The following is an 18,469-nucleotide window of genomic DNA, read 5'->3' as shown; positions in this document are numbered from 1 at the left end:
GTTAATAATTATTGCAGCTTTTATGACTGGGCTTCATTTACTCTTCGCTTCACTGGATAACGTTCAAAGTCTTCCCAGTAATGAATACCGCCAATCATTTCCTTTACAGCAAAACCTAATTTAGCAATTTTTAATGCAGCTTTAGTTGCACCATTACAGCCAGGCCCCCAACAGTAGACAACAAATAAAGTATCTTTAGGATATTTGACAAAGGATTCTCGGTTGATCTGGCTATGAGGCATATTTAACGCTGTAATAGCATGACTTTTGTCAAATGCTTGTTCTGAGCGGACATCTAGTAAAAGGTAGTTATTATTACCCTCTTTTATATCTGCATAAACATCTGAACAATCAGTTTCACTTGCGAGTTTGCTTGCAAAATACTCACAAGCTTGTTGTTTAGGTGCTGCTTGATAGATGAAGGCATTGCTTTGAATTGTCATGTTATTTCCTTTTATGATACATAGTTAAGCTTATCTGTTTAGTTGAAACAACTTTAGCGTAATTTTATAAACCTCAGAATTCATCATTGTTTAAGGCTATGTTCAGCTTATATGAAGGGGGTTATGTATTACTTGTTGATATTTTAAGAACGACTGGGATAATGTTTTTTTCGCTTAAATTGGTTACGAATAATAATGCGTTTAGATAAGTTTGTTTGTAAAAGCACTGAGCTGACAAAATCAGAAGCAACTTCACTTATCAATAAAGGGCATGTCAGCGTGAATGGTGCTTTAATTTTAAATGAAAAAGAACAAGTACACGAAAATAACACGATAATTTTAAATGGTTCACGACTGAAAACACGCGATTTTCGTTACATTGTTATGCATAAGCCCGCTGATACTATTTGTTCAAATGTTGATGAATATTATCCATCATTATTTCAGTATTTAGACATTGAAAAAGTTTCAGAGCTACACATTGCAGGGCGTTTAGATGCTGATACCACTGGACTTGTCTTGATCACAGATGATGGTCGCTGGTCATATAACATCACAACACCATTAAGCCATTGTTATAAAACTTATCGGGTAGGACTATCCTATGCTATAAGAGAAGATGTTGCTTGTAAATTTAAGCAAGGAATTAAACTTCAGGGAGAAGATAAACTAACCTTACCTGCTTTATTAGAAGTAGTAAGTGAAAAAGAAGTACTTTTAACATTATCGGAAGGTAAATATCATCAAGTTAAACGCATGTTTTCAGCTGTAGGAAATCGCGTAATTTCACTTCATAGAGAACAAATTGGTGAAATCACTTTAGACATTGAAGTTGGGAAATGGCGATATTTGACTGATGCTGAAATTAAATCTTTTAAAAAATTGAATTGATTTCGTTTCCACAGAATATAAAGTGTCATCTTAATATTCAGAAAAATCATTATAAATATACAATAGAAGCCATAGTTTTTACCTCTTTTACTTCTTTTACTTCTTTTACTCTTAACGATTTAATTAGATGACTATTTGATTAGTTAAAATAACCTTTTGATTAAATTGAGTAATATTAATTAAAGTTGTCCTTACAATTTCTTCCATTGCTTGTTCGGTAAAAAATCCTTGGTGGCCTGTGATCAAAACATTGGGGAAAGTAAGTAATCGTTGAAATATATCATCATCAATTATTTGATTACTTAAATCTTTGAAAAATAAATTTGATTCTTGCTCGTAAACATCGAGAGCGAGGTTACTAATTTTGTGCTGTTTTAAAGCTTCAATACATGCCTTAGTATCAATTAAGGCTCCACGGCTTGTATTAATTAACATAACACCATCTTTCATTTTTTTGAGACTTAATTCATTGATCATGTGATGAGTTTTATCAGTAAGCGGGCAGTGTAGCGAAATAATATCGCAATCTTTATAAAGGCACTCTAAAGGGACATTGATTGCCAATTGCGTTTGTTCATATGGGTCGTGGTAAACAAGCTTACAACCGAATCCAGACATGATACGCAAAAACGCTTTACCTATTTTGCCAGCCCCAATCACACCAATTGTTTTACCATGGAGGTTAAAACCAAGTAATCCATTTAAATCAAAGTTATTTTCTTTGACTCTATTATAGGCTTTATGAGTTTTTCTGATTAAAGTAAGCATGAGCGCTAATGTGTGTTCAGCCACAGCTTCGGGGCTATATGCGGGTACCCGAGTGATATTGATATTTAATTCTTTTGCAGCTTGAATATCTACATTATTAAAGCCTGCACACCTGAGCGCAATAAACTGAATTTTAAGTTTGTTGAGTTGGGTTAAGGTTTCTTTATTGAGGTCATCATTTACAAAACAGCATACACCATCAAAACCCGCCACTAATGAACTGGTATTTTTATTGAGTTGTTCGGCGAAAAATGTGATCTCTATATGATTGGGGCAAAGTGCATTAAATGCCAATATATCAAACCTTTGAGCACTAAAAAAAGCAAGTTTAAAAATTTTATTGACCATATGCCTAGCCCTATTTTTTTGTCATTATAAAATGTACTTTAGCAAATTTTTTGAATAGCGCTAGCAAAGTAAAATTTAAAATCTATTAATTAACCTGTTTTAGCTCATCCACCTTAAAGTGATTTATCATAGATTTTAGTTTGCCTGATTGTAAAGCAAGTACAGTACTAGACTGTGACATTAAGTTTCTAACCATATTTCCTAGCGCGTTAAATCACTGAGCTATTTCATCTTTTGAACTTTGTTAAATTGATTAGTTAAATCATCTTGGGCAAGTTTATGTGTAATATCTATAACTCGAGTTATAGGTCGTGTAATACTACGAGAAATGAAGTAAGAGAATAATATTCCCCAAATTAATGCGAGGCCTGTATTGATACTTATTAGGTTTAAGGTTTTATCATTACTAGCTTAAAGTAACGGGCCCAAACCATCTTGAACAGACATAACTGAGTATTTAATATCTTGTGGTTTTTAGAAATAATAAGTCCAATCACAATCAGGGTATTATGGATAAAATTATCTGGTTAAGTGACAAATTTGTTTGTGGTAATATTTATTACTGGTTAATGTAATGTCGCTCTACATTAATTATTTCTTAAAATTCACTTCTTTAATAAGGAAATTGATATGACAGCCTCTACGTGGAAAAAAAATCCTAATTCTAATATATGGAACTGTGATCTGAATTGGGCACCTAATGAGCAACCTCAAACTTGTGCTATTTTTAACTCTTCGGCAATAACTGACGTCAATTTTAACTCTCAAAGCGAAGCCAAGGTTAATTCGATTGAGTTTTTAGAAGATGCACCTTCATTCACTTTTAATTTCTCAGCTTCAACAAGTGCAGCATTAACAATATCAGGCTCAGGCGTTAAGAATCATTCAATAAAAAATCAAAACTTTATTGTTGCCTGTGAAACAACCGGATATGAAGCACCTCAACTTATGTTTATAAATTCAGCATCTGCTGGTGACAAAGGCGTTGTTTATACTGCGGGTCCTGAAAGTAAGGGTGGTAAAGGAGGAGGTGTTATACGTTTTTGTGATACTTCAATTGCTGGAACTGCACAATTTTTTGCTTGGACTGGTGCCGGTACCCCTACAGAGCCTAGTACTGTTGGCGGTGAAATAAGTTTTAGTGATAACTCATCAGCTGATAATGCACATTTTACAATTTATGGCTCATTAGGGATTGATGGCGATACTTTTGGAAACGTTGTTTTTCATGATCATTCAACAGCTTCAAATGCAATTTTTAACAATAAAGGGGGATCTGTACCTGGAGGCGATGGTGGTAATACTCAGTTTTATGATAATGCAAGTGCTGAAAACGGACAATTTTATAACTTAGGCGGCACTGCATACGGTTTAGTAAATAATAAAGACAAAGGGGCTAATGGAGGCGATGTAGCGTTTGATGGCCAATCATCTGGTAAAAATGGATATTTTCATAATTACCCAGCTACAATAGATAAAGCCAATGGAGGCGTCACCAGTTTTAATAATAACCGACCTAAAGTTATCGGAGTGGGTGCATCTGCGGGTAATGGACATTACATAAACTATGGCGCTAATAAGACAAGTTTATGTGGTGGTGGTCATGTTGAGTTTAGTGCAAAATATGGTTCACCTACAGCAGCAGAAGCGACAATTCATAATTACGGCACACAAATACAAACAAAAAATAAATCTAGCGCAGGACATACTATTTTTTCAATTTCTACACCTACGTCTTATTTCTCGACAGCAGGTAATGCAACTATTTGGAATCATGCTGGAAAAATAGCTGGTGCAATTGGCGGATATACTGCTTTTTCTATTTATCAGAGTGATAGCCTTAATAGTGAAAATACGATAACGGATAAGGTGCCAACTGCGGATAATGCGAGGATATTAAATATAGGTTCAAATATCAAAAATGCAGGTGCTGGCTATACAACGTTTTCAGACAATACTGATGCAGGTACTGCAAAAATAATCGCATTGAGTGGGGCTGATGGTGGGGAAGGTGGACAAATCAATTTTTATGATAACGCAACAGCTGATAATGCATCAATTGAATTAAACGGAAATGGCACACTTAATATAGGTGATCATGTTAATGATCTCACTATTCACTCCTTAGAAGTTAATAAAGGGATCATAAGCACTCAACTTGGAAATGATGTTATTGCATTAAAGATAAATGGTAATTTTAAATTAAATTCAAAGGTGATTTCATTTTCATTTTGGAAAAAAGACGCTGGTGGTTTTGAGTTTAATAAGACATACACAATTTTAAAATCTACAACACTAAATTCTCTAAATGTAACACAATTTTGTGGTAATGAGATTTGTGGTGTTGAACCAACTTTCAATATTATAAATAATACATTGCAAGTGACATTTTATAATTAAAAGTTGTAATAAATGGCACTTATGAGTGCCTTTTATTTTTATTAAAATGATTTTTAAATTGTCATAAAACATCTGTATCTTGGAATAAAAGCTTCCATTATGAAAGGATAGGTTAAGATGAAAATGAATCAGTTATTATCTCAATTAACCCCAGAACAAGCGCGTAAACATGTCGTTATAAAAAATAAAGATAAAAGTAATACTTCAGATGAAATATCTTTGTCTATTAATCTCGGCGACAATGTGGTGTCACTTGATGTTTTATGGCCAGGTACAACTGTTCTAAAAGTTAAAAGAGATCAAGTTTATACTGTAATAGAAGACTTAAAAGGGGCGATAAACCGAGGTGCTTTTGATGATGCATTTGCAGTCGTAATTAAAAAATATGAAAGATATTTGATCGGGTAGCTTGTTAAAAGACTCTAAGGCTTAAAATAGTAAGAAATTTATTATCGTGAAACTATGTGGAGGATAGGTCATCCTATATACTTAAGGATGACCGAATATATTAAAGGGTAATTGAAACCGCGCAATGATCGCTTAGCATCTCATCTTCTTTCATATTTTCAAAATTATGAACAACAGCCGTTTTATCTGTGTAACTGGCTTTAGAACCACCAATGATAATATGATCTATAGGTGCAGGGTATCTTGGGTGACAACCAATCATATTTTTTGTGCTCAGGTGTAATGTTGAACTTTGGTTATTTGTATTATTGCTTAATACTTCAAACAGTTTGTTTTGCCCAGTTGCTAACCTGTGGTTAAAATCTCCTAACATAATAAAAGGTGTACTCGCTGACTCTCGTTGCTCAAGCCAAGAATCTAAAATAGGCGCCTGTTTTTCTAATACCTGACACGCTCTTTTATCGCTGTTTGAAAAATCATCAACAAAACAGCCACTTTTTAAGTGGACGTTTAAAATTTCCGTATTACCCAGAGTGGTATTAACAGTAATAGCTAGAGCATTTCTAAGGCCTGGCATATCTAAATTAAATTGATTGTTATGTGTTATATCAACGACATTAATCGATTTATGCACTGCGAAGGCGACTTTTTGTTGTGTTGATTTATAGTTACTTTCTCTGCAATCGTAAATTGGACTATCTTCACGCTCTGACATAATTATTTGCCAGTTATTTTCAGGAAATACAGCTTTTAATGCTTCCTTTGAAGCCACTTCTTGTAATGCGACAATATTTGCATCTAGACTATTGGCGTAGCTGCGAAGTTTTTCGATATCTTGTTGGCTTCTTGGCTTACAGCCTGTGTTGCTTGGAAAAGCTAAGTGCTCAATATTCCATGTTGCAACTGTCAGAGGTGCATGATGGGCAAGTTCAGAAGCAGATCCAACATGCTCATGTTGAGGATGCGCATGTTGAGGATGTTCACATCCTGATAGCGCAGACATAAATGCTGGAATAGCAAAGGCTTTTAATACTTTATTCATAAGGTTGCTCATTGTGATCAATTACTACAGCGTTGTGTGCATGTAGACTTTCTTGATGCTCTACTTTAAACCAATATCCACTAAAATTACTATTACTTTCAAGAGATTGTTTCAATCTTCTTGCAGCATCTTCACAAAACATTAAGTTTTCAGCGTTTAATTTAGCAAATGCTTGTTCATCTTCTCTTTTCACTGCTGTTTGCACAGGCGTGCCAATAACTTTTTCAAAATCAAGTATAAGCTGGTTTAAATCTGGTAATTGCTCGTTTTTCAATGCTAATTTTAAATAAGCATATGAACGTTGGCTATGAGCTGTCGCTGCTGTATTTTTTTCTGAAATAATCCATTCAAGCAACGCATCTTTATCTATTGATTGGGAGGTGAAATTTTCTGACAATTTATCGCTTAAAGCTTGTCTAGATAATGCTGATGAACACGGACAAGTACTAGAATAAGGAATGGTCAAGGATAATTGGGTTTGCATTTGACCCAGAACATACGCTCGTGAAATAGCAATTGGATAGCTTTGATAACCAAATTCGTTACTCAATAAAGCAGGCTTTTGGATGGTTAATTCAAACGAAAGATTAATTTTTGCGGATTCACTAAGGCCTTCTTGTGATTGAATAATTTCATGAAGTAAACGTGATAGTGTTTCACCTGTTAAGTGATGTGACGTGAGTTTATCTTTTAACTTTAAATACAACCTAGACATATGAATGCCTTTCGCTTCAGGTTTATCTAAACTTACAAAAATATCTGCTTTAGCAGTAACAGGTGAGGTTGAATCTAAATGCGGTACGGATATTGGAAGTGCGATTGCCTCCATACCAACCCATCGAAGAGGGAGTTGTGTTAGCGCGCGTTGGCCAGAAGTAACGTCAGGTAAATTTATATTCATGTATTTTTTGTCCAATTTCTCTGTACTGAGAAGGCGTTGTTCGCCTTTTTATATATGTATTAATAATGTTAGTTTGCTATTTGATTACACTGCTGGTGCCTGATCCTGTAATTTTTAACATGTGTGAAAGCCACAATACAAGAGCCTGCAACTGTTAAAACTATTTCGGTGAATGAGCCAAAAAACTGGATTTTAGTGATCACAGCCGAGACTAATATAAATAAACCGAAACAACCCAATAAGAAAATGGATATTTTTTTATGCTTCAAAATGCCAATAGACAATGCAACTAAACTAAAAGCGACAACACCGTAAAGTAATTGTTGGTGAAATAGCTCATTATTAGCTGATAATACACTTGAGATTGAGGGAACAAGCACGATAAGTATTGGTATTAACAAACAATGGGCAATACACAACATTGATAGTCCTATTGCTGTATTGTCACTTATGCGTTGTATTTTCATGATGTCTTCCAATTTTGCTTAATTGTTATAATATAACATATCGAGATTTTCAATCAATATTGATTTGTGGTTGGTCGCTGTAATTTCAGTAATAAAAATGGTGGGGCAGAACAAACTTATTTGTGGGAATTCTTAGTTTTTATAGATGTAACTTACAAAACTGACGCTGAGAAAGGGGTCCTCAACGTCAGTATGATTTATAAATTGTTAAAGTTGATATTTAAAATTGAATAGACCAAGCATTTAATTGGCCTTCATCTTTTTTAACTTTATCTTTGATGATGAGTTTCCAACTACCTGTTACATTTAATGGCAAATCAATTAAATATGTTTCTTGTAGGTTTTGAGCATCATCATTTTTGTCTTTCGCTTTTAATAGATATACATCACCATTGGGGGATTTTAATTTGATTTTTAAATCACCTCGGTAAGTATGTGTAATATCAATATACACTTGTGCTGTTGGGCTATAATCAGGATCTGCTACTTTAATTTTACTTACAGAACGTTTTTTATCTAAAATTGGTTTTACTTGTGTATTCTCATAATAAGATTGTGCTTCATTTGATACTGTAACTTCTTGGCTAACAATGTGTTCACCACCATTGTTATCAACCACCGTTAATGAAACTGAATACGTACCTTCTTGTGAAAAAGTATGCGAGACAAGTTCAGTATTCGCTTGTTCATTACTTGTAAATACCCACGTATATTGCGAAATAGTACCATCTGTATCGATACTTTGAGATGCATCAAACTGACAAGTTAAATTAGTACAAGAATAAGTGAAACTTGCTGTTGGTAAAATATTTTCTAAAGGGAACGTTTGATTGGTATTTACTGCATCTTTTGTATTTTGAGCAGGTGCTTGCCAAGTGAATTCGCTATATTTGCTTCCATCTCCTGATAACTGTAATGAATGTCCAGCTGAAGTAGAGCTCGTTTCTGCTACTCCGACATCTGTAGACTCCATGCCATCAGCTGTTCCGCCTACTGCAGTAAAACTACCTTCGTAACTTAAAAATTGAACAACTTCGTTTGCAGGGTTTATTAACGCAAAGCCATCTGGACCACCATTTTGAATGCCTGAGATTAAAAATGCAATTGCACCAAAACCATTTTGCTGATCAGTAATTACGCCGCTTAATGATTGTGTGTTATACAGTGCGCCGCCGTTACCATTGTATAATTCTATTGACCAACCAGATAAATCAGTTTCTGCTTTACCTGCTATTTCAATAAATTCGTCAACATCAGAGCTGGCATTGTCATAATGAAATTCATTTACCCATGCATCGCTGGTTTTTATGATAACTTCACTCGCTATTGCTGATGTATGGCCACTTTGCTGTGATTCATTATTTGAAAAATCAACAGCTGTTATTTTGTAAAAGTATTCAATGTTAGCCTGTACGCTTTCATCATCAAAAACGTTACTTCGGATCACACTTGCATTGATTTTTGTTAATGATCCTTCAGCGTTATCACTTCTGTAGATATTATAGCCGTTTAAATCAGATTCAGTATTTGCGCTCCAGTTTAATGAAACTTTACCAGCTTTACCGATACTTGATAAATTAATTGGCGCATCGGGTGCAATTAAATCAGCTTCACCATTACAGATTGATTCAAAAATACATTCAGCATATTCAGGATGATCTACAAATGGGTTTCTATTACCTTGAAAGCTAAAAACAGCTTCAGTGTGACGTTTTTCAAAATCATCTACTGGGTCTTGCTTATGCCATTGGATCAGAGTTGATTTTAAGCCCATATAAGCGACTGATTGATTTGAACCTGTATTAGATGCGTCTATTAAGTTTCTATCATCAGTTAATACTAAGTCTGGTTCAGAAACACCTGTCACATTGTGCGTACCGCCTTCATAACGGATCGCCATGTACATCATAGCTCTGGCAACATCGCCTTTTCTAGCATCCCATGTTTCCCAGCTACCAGCTGAATATGAACCGTCAGTCCAATTCGAATTTACACCACCTCTATCGTTATTCGCTTGAGTTGTCTTTTCGCTACAGCCAGAATCACAGTTAGCGTAAGGCTTATTCGATCGACTAGAGTTATAACCACTATCTGCAATAAACAAATGGTGTGCGTCGGTATAAGCGTAGTTACTAGAGCCATCGTCTGGAAAACCATATGATTTAGGCCATGAGTGCTCTCTGTTATAAAATGAGTTACCACCGCCTTCTTTTTGATAGCTGGCATTTCTGTATATTGTAATTACATTAGCAGCATTATTTGGATCTTGATCAGCAGTTTCTAAAATGTCCCATGTATCGGTTTGCGAAGATGTATACGGAAATCGAGTATGATCATCTATTATGGCATGGAGTGAGTTTCTAAGCGCGATAGCTGAAGAAGTATCTGCAGTGTTGTAATAATCTGCAGGAACAGCGGCTAATGCACTCGTTGATAATATAAGACCTGTGACAGATCCTAAAAAATGATTTATTTGCGTGAGTTTCATATTCGACCTAGCTATTTTTAAAGTTTTGTTTTGATGATTTAAACTTTAAATTTGAGTTAAAATGGGTACGAATAATATAAAGGAATTGTGAAGGTTTTATGACAATGAAAAATAAAGATATGAATTTTATGTTATTTAAATCAGAGGTTTACAATAGTTGAATAATTACACTACTTTTAAAGTTTTACATTAATTATTGAATTGAAATAGTAATGCAAATAAATCTAAAAAATCAATTAATTTGCATTACTGATGATTTAATTGGCGTGTTTTACTTTAAAGTATTCAATATGTGTTTTTAGGTTATTCGCAAGTACATTAAGTGTATTAGCAACATCATGATTTTTTTCTAACGATTGGGTTGAAGAGTCTGCCATGTTTTCAACACTTTTCATGCTTGTATATAATGCATCTATACCAGAAATTTGCTCTTTAGACGCTTTAACAACTTGTTTAACATTTAATAGTGAGTTACTGGCTTGATTTTCTATTTCGGCCAATAATTTAGATGACTCAACACCTAAAGAGAGTCCTCTTTGGATTTTGGGTAGAGTTGACTCCATAGCAATAACAGAATCGGCAGTCTCTGTGGTGATTTCAGTCAAAAGCGCCTCAATTTCAGAAGTTGCTGAGCCGGTACTTTGCGCAAGTGTTCTGACTTCATCAGCGACAACGGCAAATCCTCTACCTGACTCTCCAGCTCTTGCTGCCTCAATTGCAGCATTTAAAGCAAGTAAATTGGTTTGATCAGATATACCACTGATGACCGAAATAATGCCACTGATATCTTTAGTACGTTGCTCTAATTTTTGTAATTTTTCTAATGCTAAACTGACTGTCGTCAGTACTTTATCAATTTCGACAGCTGTTTCATTTACTGAATTACTCCCTGCAGTACAAGAATGTAATGTTTGTGAAGAGTTAGCTTCTGTTTGAACAAGAATTTCAGATACCCAATAGGTTTTATCTCTCATTTGATCTAAGCTTTTTGTTGCTTGTAAAGTGCATGTTCTTTGCTGCTGAACTAAAGATAGAACTTGTGCTGAACCGTTAGATACAATATCTATTTGCCCGTTTATATCTTTAGAAGCGCCGGCAATATTTGAAACTGTATTACTCAATTGATTTTGGGTTTTTTTCAATGAAAATAAAACACTATTTTCAAACTTAGCATTTATTTCTTGTGTTAAGTCACCTTTAGCTACTTTAGATAGTAAATCAGCAACTTCTTTTGGTTCACCATCTAAGGATATTTTTAAACCTTTAGCAATCAAGAAAACAATTAATCCACTAATAAAAAATGCGATTATTGTTAATGCAAGCATGACGCCTTGAAAATCAGCTGTCGTTGATCTGACCGAATGTGTCGCTTTTTGGTTTTCTAATTCCTGAAAATCAATAAATTGATTAATTGCAGCTAACCATTTTACAAAAGCTGGACTGGCTGAGTTTAATAAAACACTTTTAGCTTCAGTGTGTTTGTTCTGTTGCGTTAGCTGTATGATGTTTTTAATAGTAGGTAAGGTACTGGCTTCTATACTTTTAATATCAGCTAAAATTATTTTTTCAGTATGGGTTGAATTTTGTGACATGAGTTTATCTAGTGGAATACGAGCGTCATCATAGAACTTGGCTAATTGTGAAATTAAATCTACCGTGCTGAGCAATTTGAATTGATCTTCTAATAAAACAACATCTCTGATGGCGATAGCCCTATCATGAACACTACCTCTAAAATTAATTGCATATCTTTGCTTCATTGAGTTGATATCTGTGATGATAGTCATCGACTTATCAATGGTATTGACACTGTTAACACCAAAGATTGTGATTAAAGTCATCATGATTAACACTGCACCAAATCCGAGTAACAAACGAGATTGCACCGTAGCTTGAGAGATAATTTTAAGCATAAAAGGTATGGCCTTTTGATATAAGGTTATAATTTAAATATCTGTAAGCATAGAAGACCTAAAATCATAAAACTTAATTTCAAATTAGTGCATAAATAAAGGTTGTTAAAAGATATTGTGTTTAGTCTAGGTAATAATTTCATGAATAATTAAGCATCTTTATTCTGTTTTTGTTAACATGTCATTTTTAATATGAAACGAGATTGTTATGTGTAAGCAGTTGTATAGCATTGCTTTAATGGGATTGATTGGTTGCAGCACACATAATAAAGTAGAAACTTTGATCCCTAAACATGCAGTTGTTAAACATGTTGATATAGCAGGGTATACAGATCGATATAGTAATTTGTACGGTAAACTTGAGCAGTATCCTTATACATGTAAAGAAGACTGTTATCCAAATACTGATGTGATTGAATGTAAGTCAGAAATGGAAAGCTGCACCTATAACGGTAGCAATTCATCATTGAACCTTGAAACTGGATTTAACGTGCAATGGTTAGGTCATGCAAGTTTTGTCATTAATACATCTGATGGCCAGCAGTTTTTATTTGATCCTGTTTCAGAGCAATTCGATTGGCCCGTAAATTGGGCATTTAAGATCAGTGAAGGTTTTAATCGTGATTTACCTGCGCAGATCACCTCTGATGTACTAAATAAAACAAATGCAGTGATGTATTCGCATATTCATTATGATCATTTCAACAAAGATGATATCGCTAAAATAGGCGCTGGGCCTAAGTATTTAACCCCGTTAGGTTTTGCTGAACAGTTTCCAGAAAATGGCTATGAAGTAACAGAAATGGCATGGTATGCCAGTAAATATATAGGGGAGGTTGCTGCACATTTTGTTCCTGCTCATCATTTTAGTAGCCGAATATGGGTTCCATTTATTCATGAAGATCATAATGCAACTTTATGGGGCGGTTGGTTATTAGAACATAATGATAAAACATTGTTTTTTGCAGGAGATACAGGTTATTCACCGCATTTTAAAGATATTCAACAAAAGTATGGTGATATAGATGTCTGTTTAATTCCAATTGCTTCTTATTTTAGTGAAGATGATCCTAAATGGTATCGAAAAGTGCATACAACGCCTGAAGATGCTCTACAGGCTGCAAAGGATTTGAACTGTAAAGTTATGATACCTTGGGGATATGGTAATGCAAGTTGGAAAATGGGTGACCGCACGTCACATTCAGCATTATTTCGCTTATTACATATGAAACAACGACTAAACTCAGGAACACCGCTTTACATAATGAATGAAGGTGACAAAGTTGATTTTTAAGGTCTAAATATAATGACAATAAACGCTTATGGTTTTCCCTTAAACGTTTATTGAATGCTGGTACTAGATACGTTTTACTAACATGATATTACCTTCAACTGCCGTGATAACACATTGTGTATTATCTGCAATTGTGTCATCAGCACTGTCTGATCTTGCATTCCAATCAATACCTGAATAACGGATATGGCCTGATGTTTGTGTGATTTCACCCACACTTGGTACTTGTTTACCTATCATATCGCTACTATTATCGCGTCCACCACCTAGGTTTTGAAAGTTCTTAAATGGTTTCCATAACACGACTGTGATCAAAGCAGTAAGAATACCTACGGTTAAAATTTCAGTTTCCCAACCTGAAATTAATCCAAGGTGGATTAAAACGCCGGTTTTTACACAGGCGATCGCAAAAAATAATAAAGGACCACTCATACCTAACACTGATAGTTCAACTATAAAGCTAATACCTGCTAGTACATAAAATAATTGAGCATGATGGGTAGTAAAATAATTAATGATATCCATAAGTATCCTATTTAATTATTGTTGTTCTGAATTTGGTAATTTTAGTGAGCTTGAAACTGCAATTGCTTGTGCAACTGTATTCGCAATATTTTCACCTGTTTTACCATCAGTTAATACAACTGTGCTGTCGGCTGCAATTGCTTTGTGGGCTGCAATCGTATCTTGTGCAAGTGTTAAAGTAACAGCTGCTTGACCTTCATGAGTATCTGCTGCGTTACCTACAGTTGTTAATGCTGCAGCTTCTGCGTTAGCGACTAAACGAATCGCTTCAGCTTTACCCGTGGCTTCTAAAATTTGTTTCTCTTTTTCTGCTTCAGCATTAAGAACTTGTTCTGCTTTTGACGCTTCTGCATCTAATACTCTTGCTGCTTTTAAACCTTCAGCCTCTGTAATAGCCGCAGTTTTAACTCCTTCAGCTGTCAGTATAACAGAGCGCTTTTCACGTTCTGCTGTCATTTGCTTTTCCATATCTTCACGGATACTTTGTGGTGGGCTGATGTCTCTGATTTCGTAACGGGTAACCATCACACCCCAAGGTGCTGTCGCTTCTGTCATAGCAGCTAAAATTGTTGCGTTTATGGTATCTCTGGATTGAAAACATTCATCAAGTTCCATAGAACCAATAGCATTACGCATTGTTGTCATCGCTAATTGTGTGACCGACATCTTATAATCAGTGACATTATTGGTCGCAGCTGCAGCATCAGTTACTTTCATAAATAAAATACCATCAAGTTCTAATGAGATATTATCTTTAGTGATAGCCGATTGAGAAGAGATATCTAATGATTGTTCTTTGAGGTTACGATCTGCAGCGACTGATTGAATAAAAGGGATGATAAAATTTAAACCTGCAGATAAGGTTTTATCATATTTACCTAGTGTATAAATTACATAACCTCTATTTTGAGGCACAAAATAAATGCCTTTTTTTAAGGTGTAAATTAAAACTATAGTGATCCATAAAACCGGATTGGCTAGTAAAGGGATAAATGCTTCCATAATATGTAAATTCCTATTTAATAATTATTCTATATTGACCATACCATAAAGAAAAAAAGTTATTTACCAATATTACCAAGTACATGGAATTAAGATGATTTCTGAAGATTATTTTTAGGTTGAAAAGCTATAATAAAGTTATATATAGTTCGAAAGATGCTTATGAAGATATTGTGCTTAAAATATGAAAATAAATTTTATGCTTTTTCCAATATACTAGCTAAATAATAACTAGGATATAATTAGAGTTAACTTACCAACCAAATCCACGGCATGGTTCTGCACCAGTTAATTGTTTATATGGTGTTATAGTGCCCGTTGTGTAAACTCTACCATCACAATTTTGAACTGATTCACCAACAATTTTTGTTTTAGATGCATCAGAATAATATACATATTCAACAATTCTCGCATTAGAATAAGCGATAGCGTAAGAAGTACCTAATAATGCTAATGCACTGCTCGCCAATACTATTGTTTTTCTTATTTTACTCGTCATTTTAACTTTCCTTATTTTTACACGGACCCTTTTTGGATTCAAATAATATTTATGCATAAAATGTAAAAGTAAATATCTTGTAAATTACTTGCTTACTTCAAATAATAATTAAACCATAAAAGTGTATTTAAAAATCAAAGACGATAAAATAGCAGTTATTGACATAGCGATAAATACTTAACTATGTAATAACCTGTTGAGTAATAGTTGTTAATATACGAATGATTCAGGAAAGATTAAATTGTAGCATGTCTTTTTAATAATAAATTATCGATTAAATCCAAAAAATTAACTATGTTGTTTTTATGGTAGCCTTAACGCACGTTTAAATTTCTAAAGTATGAGAATCACGATGAAAAATTTTAGCCTTATTTTTTTATTTTGTATTTTAATTTTTTCTTTAACAGCAAATGCAAGTTTTCGATTAAAAAATGGCAAGTTATTAACCATTGGTAGTAGCAAGTCTGAGATCATTTCAATTGCAGGTGTACCTATATATCAAGATATAGAAAAAATAGCGATTGATAATGGACAAGAAGATAACCCAATAAAGCGAGAAGTATTAACGTATAAACTCAAAGGTTCTATTGGTGGTTTATACCTTGTTATAATCATGGTCGAAAATAACAAAGTAGTATCTATTTCTTCAAAACAAGAAAACCGAATTTAGAAGTCATAAATTTCAAACAAACCTTACGCTTTATTTGATTAGTTAGCGTGATCGTATTAAAACGGTTTAATTTCACTTTAGCTTAATTACAAGCTTATCATCCATTATATTCATTCTTGGATTAAAGTTGATTAATAAGTTCACATCAAATTTGACAATTATCTTAATTCTCAACTTTAGTTTTTATTTTATTCCCACTTTTAATTTCAACTTCCCTATAGAGGGAAGCCTTAAATACACAAAAAATAAAAAATCCCTTTTAAATCAATTGTTAAACTTTTGGCATGCTTATCGCTATTACGTATCAATAATGAATAAAAAAATTTATTGGAATGTTTAAAGTATGGACTTAACAAGTACTCTGAAAAAAAAGCCAAAAAGCTTTAATAAAAAATATCTGATTGTCAGTTTAATATGTTTATTAGCCTTATTTTTAATTTTTAATGATATGTCTTTTAATCATGCTCAATCCGTTGACCAAAGAGATGTACGAATTTCGCAAGTAAAGCAAGGTACTTTTAAAGTCAATGTATCTGGTTATGGTCGATTAAAAGCAAAATATCAAAGGTTGCTGACCAGTCAATCACAAGCCATTGTTGAAAGTATTCAACTCTACCCGGGTGCTAAGGTTAATAAAGATACGGTTATTATGACCTTAATTGATCCTCAATTAGAGCAAGCGGTGATCAATGCAAAGCTTGAACTAGCTCGTCAAAATGCTGAATTTAATCAGCAAGCGATTGCCCACAAAAGTGAAGTGCTTGAGCGTAAAGCACAAATTGCATTACTTAACAGTGAGCTTGAAAATGCACAACTAAAAGCACAGGCAGAAGAAAAGCTAATAGATAAAGGCATTGTCAGTGTATTAGATTTTAAGCGTAGTCAATTAAATGTACGTCAATTGGAGCAAAGAGTTTCAATTGAAAAAACCAGACAGCAACATTTAAAAGCCATGCAAGTAGAGCGAATGAAAATAAGCCAAGATCTTATCACGCAATATCAACATAACTTTAATATGATAAAAACACGCTTTGACCGTTTAAAAGTGACTGCGGGTATTGACGGTATTTTACAAACATTACCTGTAGAAATAGGTCAAAGTGTCATGCCAGGTACACAGTTAGCGATGGTTGGTTCAGATCAAAAACTCAAAGCACAATTACTTGTACAACAAAATCAAGCAGACCAAATTGCTATTGGTATGGCTGCATCAGTTATGACTTCAGATAAGACTATCACAGCAAAAGTTTTAAGAATTGACCCTGTGATCACTGACGGGCGGGTGATGGTTGAGCTTGATTTAACTGGGCCACTCCCTGCAAATGCAAGACCAGAACTAACAGTGGAGGGCAAAGTACATGTTAAAGAAATAAATAATGCCCTCTATGTTGAACAACCTAATAATGTTTACAACTTTAAAGAAAAAGATATCTATCGAATGAGCCGTGATGCTCAAAGCGCACAGTTAACCACAATAAAATTTGGTACACTTTCGGATAATCAAATTGAAGTGATAAGTGGTGCTGTGCTTGGTGACAAACTGATTGTATCAGATATGTCTCAATACTCTGCTACGCAGAAAAACTTAGTAATAACGCTATAAAAAGGAATGATAATGAACAGCACAACTAATCAAATAAAAACAACAGCTAAAACACACAAAAAACCAATTATCTCGTTAAAAAATATATCTAAAACGTATCACTCATCTAATATCGAAATAAAGGCATTATCGGATATTGATTTAGATATTATGCCTGGTGATTATTTATCTATTAGCGGTCCTTCAGGCTGTGGTAAGTCAACTTTATTATCCCTTTTAGGCTTATTAGATTCTCCTAGTAAAGGTGAATATTTAATTGAAAATGTTGATACCTCGCAGCTTGATATGGACCAGCAAGCTGAGTTAAGAAATATACATATCGGTTTTGTTTTTCAGTCCTTTAATTTAATTGATGAACTCAGCATTTTTGATAACGTAGCACTACCGTTAACTTATAGGGAAGACGCTTTAACACAGTCAGAAATAGAAGAACGTGTTATGAATGCATTAACACAAGTAGAAATGGAACACCGTAAAAGTCATAAACCTAACCAGTTATCTGGTGGTCAGCAGCAAAGAGTTGCAATAGCTAGAGCATTAGCTGGTCAGCCGAGCATACTTTTAGTTGATGAACCGACTGGTAATCTAGACTCTAAAAATGGAGATGCTGTAATGGATTTACTCAATAATTTAAATAAACAAGGGACAACAATTTGCATGGTGACTCATGATGTACGTTATGCAGGACATGCGACTAAACAAGTACAATTACTCGATGGTAAAATAATGCAGTTTTCTCAAGCGCAAGAGAAAACATCAAATGCAACGGCAACTTTTGTTAATCAAACTCAAGAAGCAGTGGTGTAA

General features: G+C 34.1%; 17 protein-coding genes. 7 read left to right on the top strand and 10 right to left on the bottom strand.

The window, feature by feature from the left end; all coding sequences use genetic code 11:
• Positions 1-20 precede the first annotated feature (20 nt).
• Positions 21-443: a rhodanese-like domain-containing protein gene (locus KO527_RS16390; protein ID WP_216041361.1), complete on the bottom strand. Its 423-nt coding sequence runs from the start codon at positions 441-443 to the stop codon at positions 21-23.
• A gap of 195 nt (positions 444-638) precedes the next feature.
• Here KO527_RS16390 and KO527_RS16385 point away from each other — a divergent pair, with 195 nt between their 5' ends.
• Complete coding sequence (locus tag KO527_RS16385) at positions 639-1,334, top strand: pseudouridine synthase (protein WP_216041360.1); 696 nt, start codon at positions 639-641, stop codon at positions 1,332-1,334.
• Positions 1,335-1,457: 123 nt separating this feature from the next.
• Here the strand turns inward: KO527_RS16385 and KO527_RS16380 are convergent, their stop codons facing one another.
• Positions 1,458-2,450 carry a 2-hydroxyacid dehydrogenase gene (locus KO527_RS16380; protein WP_216041359.1) on the bottom strand — a complete coding sequence of 331 codons (993 nt, stop codon included), beginning with the start codon at positions 2,448-2,450 and terminating at the stop codon, positions 1,458-1,460.
• Positions 2,451-3,080: 630 nt separating this feature from the next.
• Here KO527_RS16380 and KO527_RS16375 point away from each other — a divergent pair.
• Entirely contained in the window at positions 3,081-4,850 is a 1,770-nt protein-coding gene (locus KO527_RS16375; protein WP_216041358.1) for a hypothetical protein, read from the top strand.
• Positions 4,851-4,967: 117 nt separating this feature from the next.
• Positions 4,968-5,258 carry a hypothetical protein gene (locus KO527_RS16370; protein ID WP_216041357.1) on the top strand — a complete coding sequence of 97 codons (291 nt, stop codon included), beginning with the start codon at positions 4,968-4,970 and terminating at the stop codon, positions 5,256-5,258.
• Between the two features lie 100 nt (positions 5,259-5,358).
• On the opposite strand, the gene KO527_RS16365 is transcribed toward KO527_RS16370, so the two are convergent.
• From KO527_RS16365 to KO527_RS16345, 5 genes are all read right to left on the bottom strand, one after another.
• On the bottom strand, positions 5,359-6,300 hold the full coding sequence (locus KO527_RS16365; RefSeq protein ID WP_216041356.1) for an endonuclease/exonuclease/phosphatase family protein: 942 nt from the start codon (positions 6,298-6,300) through the stop codon (positions 5,359-5,361).
• Positions 6,293-7,201 (bottom strand): GTP cyclohydrolase FolE2, encoded by a 909-nt coding sequence (folE2, locus tag KO527_RS16360; RefSeq protein ID WP_216041355.1) that lies wholly within the window; start codon positions 7,199-7,201, stop codon positions 6,293-6,295. Before folE2 ends, KO527_RS16365 begins: the two co-directional genes overlap by 8 nt.
• 68 nt (positions 7,202-7,269) lie before the next feature.
• Positions 7,270-7,668, bottom strand: a complete 399-nt coding sequence (locus KO527_RS16355) for a MerC domain-containing protein (RefSeq protein WP_216041354.1) — start codon at positions 7,666-7,668, stop codon at positions 7,270-7,272.
• 220 nt (positions 7,669-7,888) lie between these two features.
• A complete protein-coding gene (locus KO527_RS16350) occupies positions 7,889-10,156 on the bottom strand; it encodes an endonuclease (RefSeq protein ID WP_216041353.1) in 2,268 nt (755 codons plus the stop codon).
• A gap of 257 nt (positions 10,157-10,413) precedes the next feature.
• On the bottom strand, positions 10,414-12,069 hold the full coding sequence (locus KO527_RS16345; RefSeq protein ID WP_216041352.1) for a methyl-accepting chemotaxis protein: 1,656 nt from the start codon (positions 12,067-12,069) through the stop codon (positions 10,414-10,416).
• Positions 12,070-12,277: 208 nt separating this feature from the next.
• Between KO527_RS16345 and KO527_RS16340 the strand changes: the two genes are divergently transcribed.
• Positions 12,278-13,363: an MBL fold metallo-hydrolase gene (locus tag KO527_RS16340; protein WP_216041351.1), complete on the top strand. Its 1,086-nt coding sequence runs from the start codon at positions 12,278-12,280 to the stop codon at positions 13,361-13,363.
• Positions 13,364-13,426: 63 nt separating this feature from the next.
• Here KO527_RS16340 and KO527_RS16335 read toward each other — a convergent pair whose 3' ends face one another.
• The 3 genes from KO527_RS16335 to KO527_RS16325 form a co-directional block, all read right to left on the bottom strand.
• Complete coding sequence (locus KO527_RS16335) at positions 13,427-13,888, bottom strand: NfeD family protein (protein ID WP_216041350.1); 462 nt, start codon at positions 13,886-13,888, stop codon at positions 13,427-13,429.
• 15 nt (positions 13,889-13,903) lie between these two features.
• Complete coding sequence (locus KO527_RS16330) at positions 13,904-14,890, bottom strand: stomatin-like protein (RefSeq protein ID WP_216041349.1); 987 nt, start codon at positions 14,888-14,890, stop codon at positions 13,904-13,906.
• 253 nt (positions 14,891-15,143) lie between these two features.
• The gene (locus KO527_RS16325) at positions 15,144-15,389 is read right to left on the bottom strand and encodes a DUF6289 family protein (protein ID WP_216041348.1); all 246 of its coding nucleotides are present in this window, start codon (positions 15,387-15,389) and stop codon (positions 15,144-15,146) included.
• 352 nt (positions 15,390-15,741) lie between these two features.
• On the opposite strand from KO527_RS16325, the gene KO527_RS16320 reads away from it, so the two are divergent.
• The 3 genes from KO527_RS16320 (at position 15,742) to KO527_RS16310 (ending at position 18,469) form a co-directional block, all read left to right on the top strand.
• Positions 15,742-16,059 carry a DUF2845 domain-containing protein gene (locus KO527_RS16320; RefSeq protein WP_216041347.1) on the top strand — a complete coding sequence of 106 codons (318 nt, stop codon included), beginning with the start codon at positions 15,742-15,744 and terminating at the stop codon, positions 16,057-16,059.
• Positions 16,060-16,402: 343 nt separating this feature from the next.
• The gene (locus KO527_RS16315; protein ID WP_216041346.1) at positions 16,403-17,662 is read left to right on the top strand and encodes an HlyD family efflux transporter periplasmic adaptor subunit; all 1,260 of its coding nucleotides are present in this window, start codon (positions 16,403-16,405) and stop codon (positions 17,660-17,662) included.
• A 12-nt stretch (positions 17,663-17,674) separates the two neighbouring features.
• Positions 17,675-18,469 (top strand): ABC transporter ATP-binding protein, encoded by a 795-nt coding sequence (locus KO527_RS16310; protein WP_216041345.1) that lies wholly within the window; start codon positions 17,675-17,677, stop codon positions 18,467-18,469.

Source organism: Pseudoalteromonas sp. C2R02 (assembly GCF_018860845.1).
GTDB lineage: Bacteria > Pseudomonadota > Gammaproteobacteria > Enterobacterales > Alteromonadaceae > Pseudoalteromonas.
This window is presented reverse-complemented; position numbering and strand designations above follow the sequence as displayed.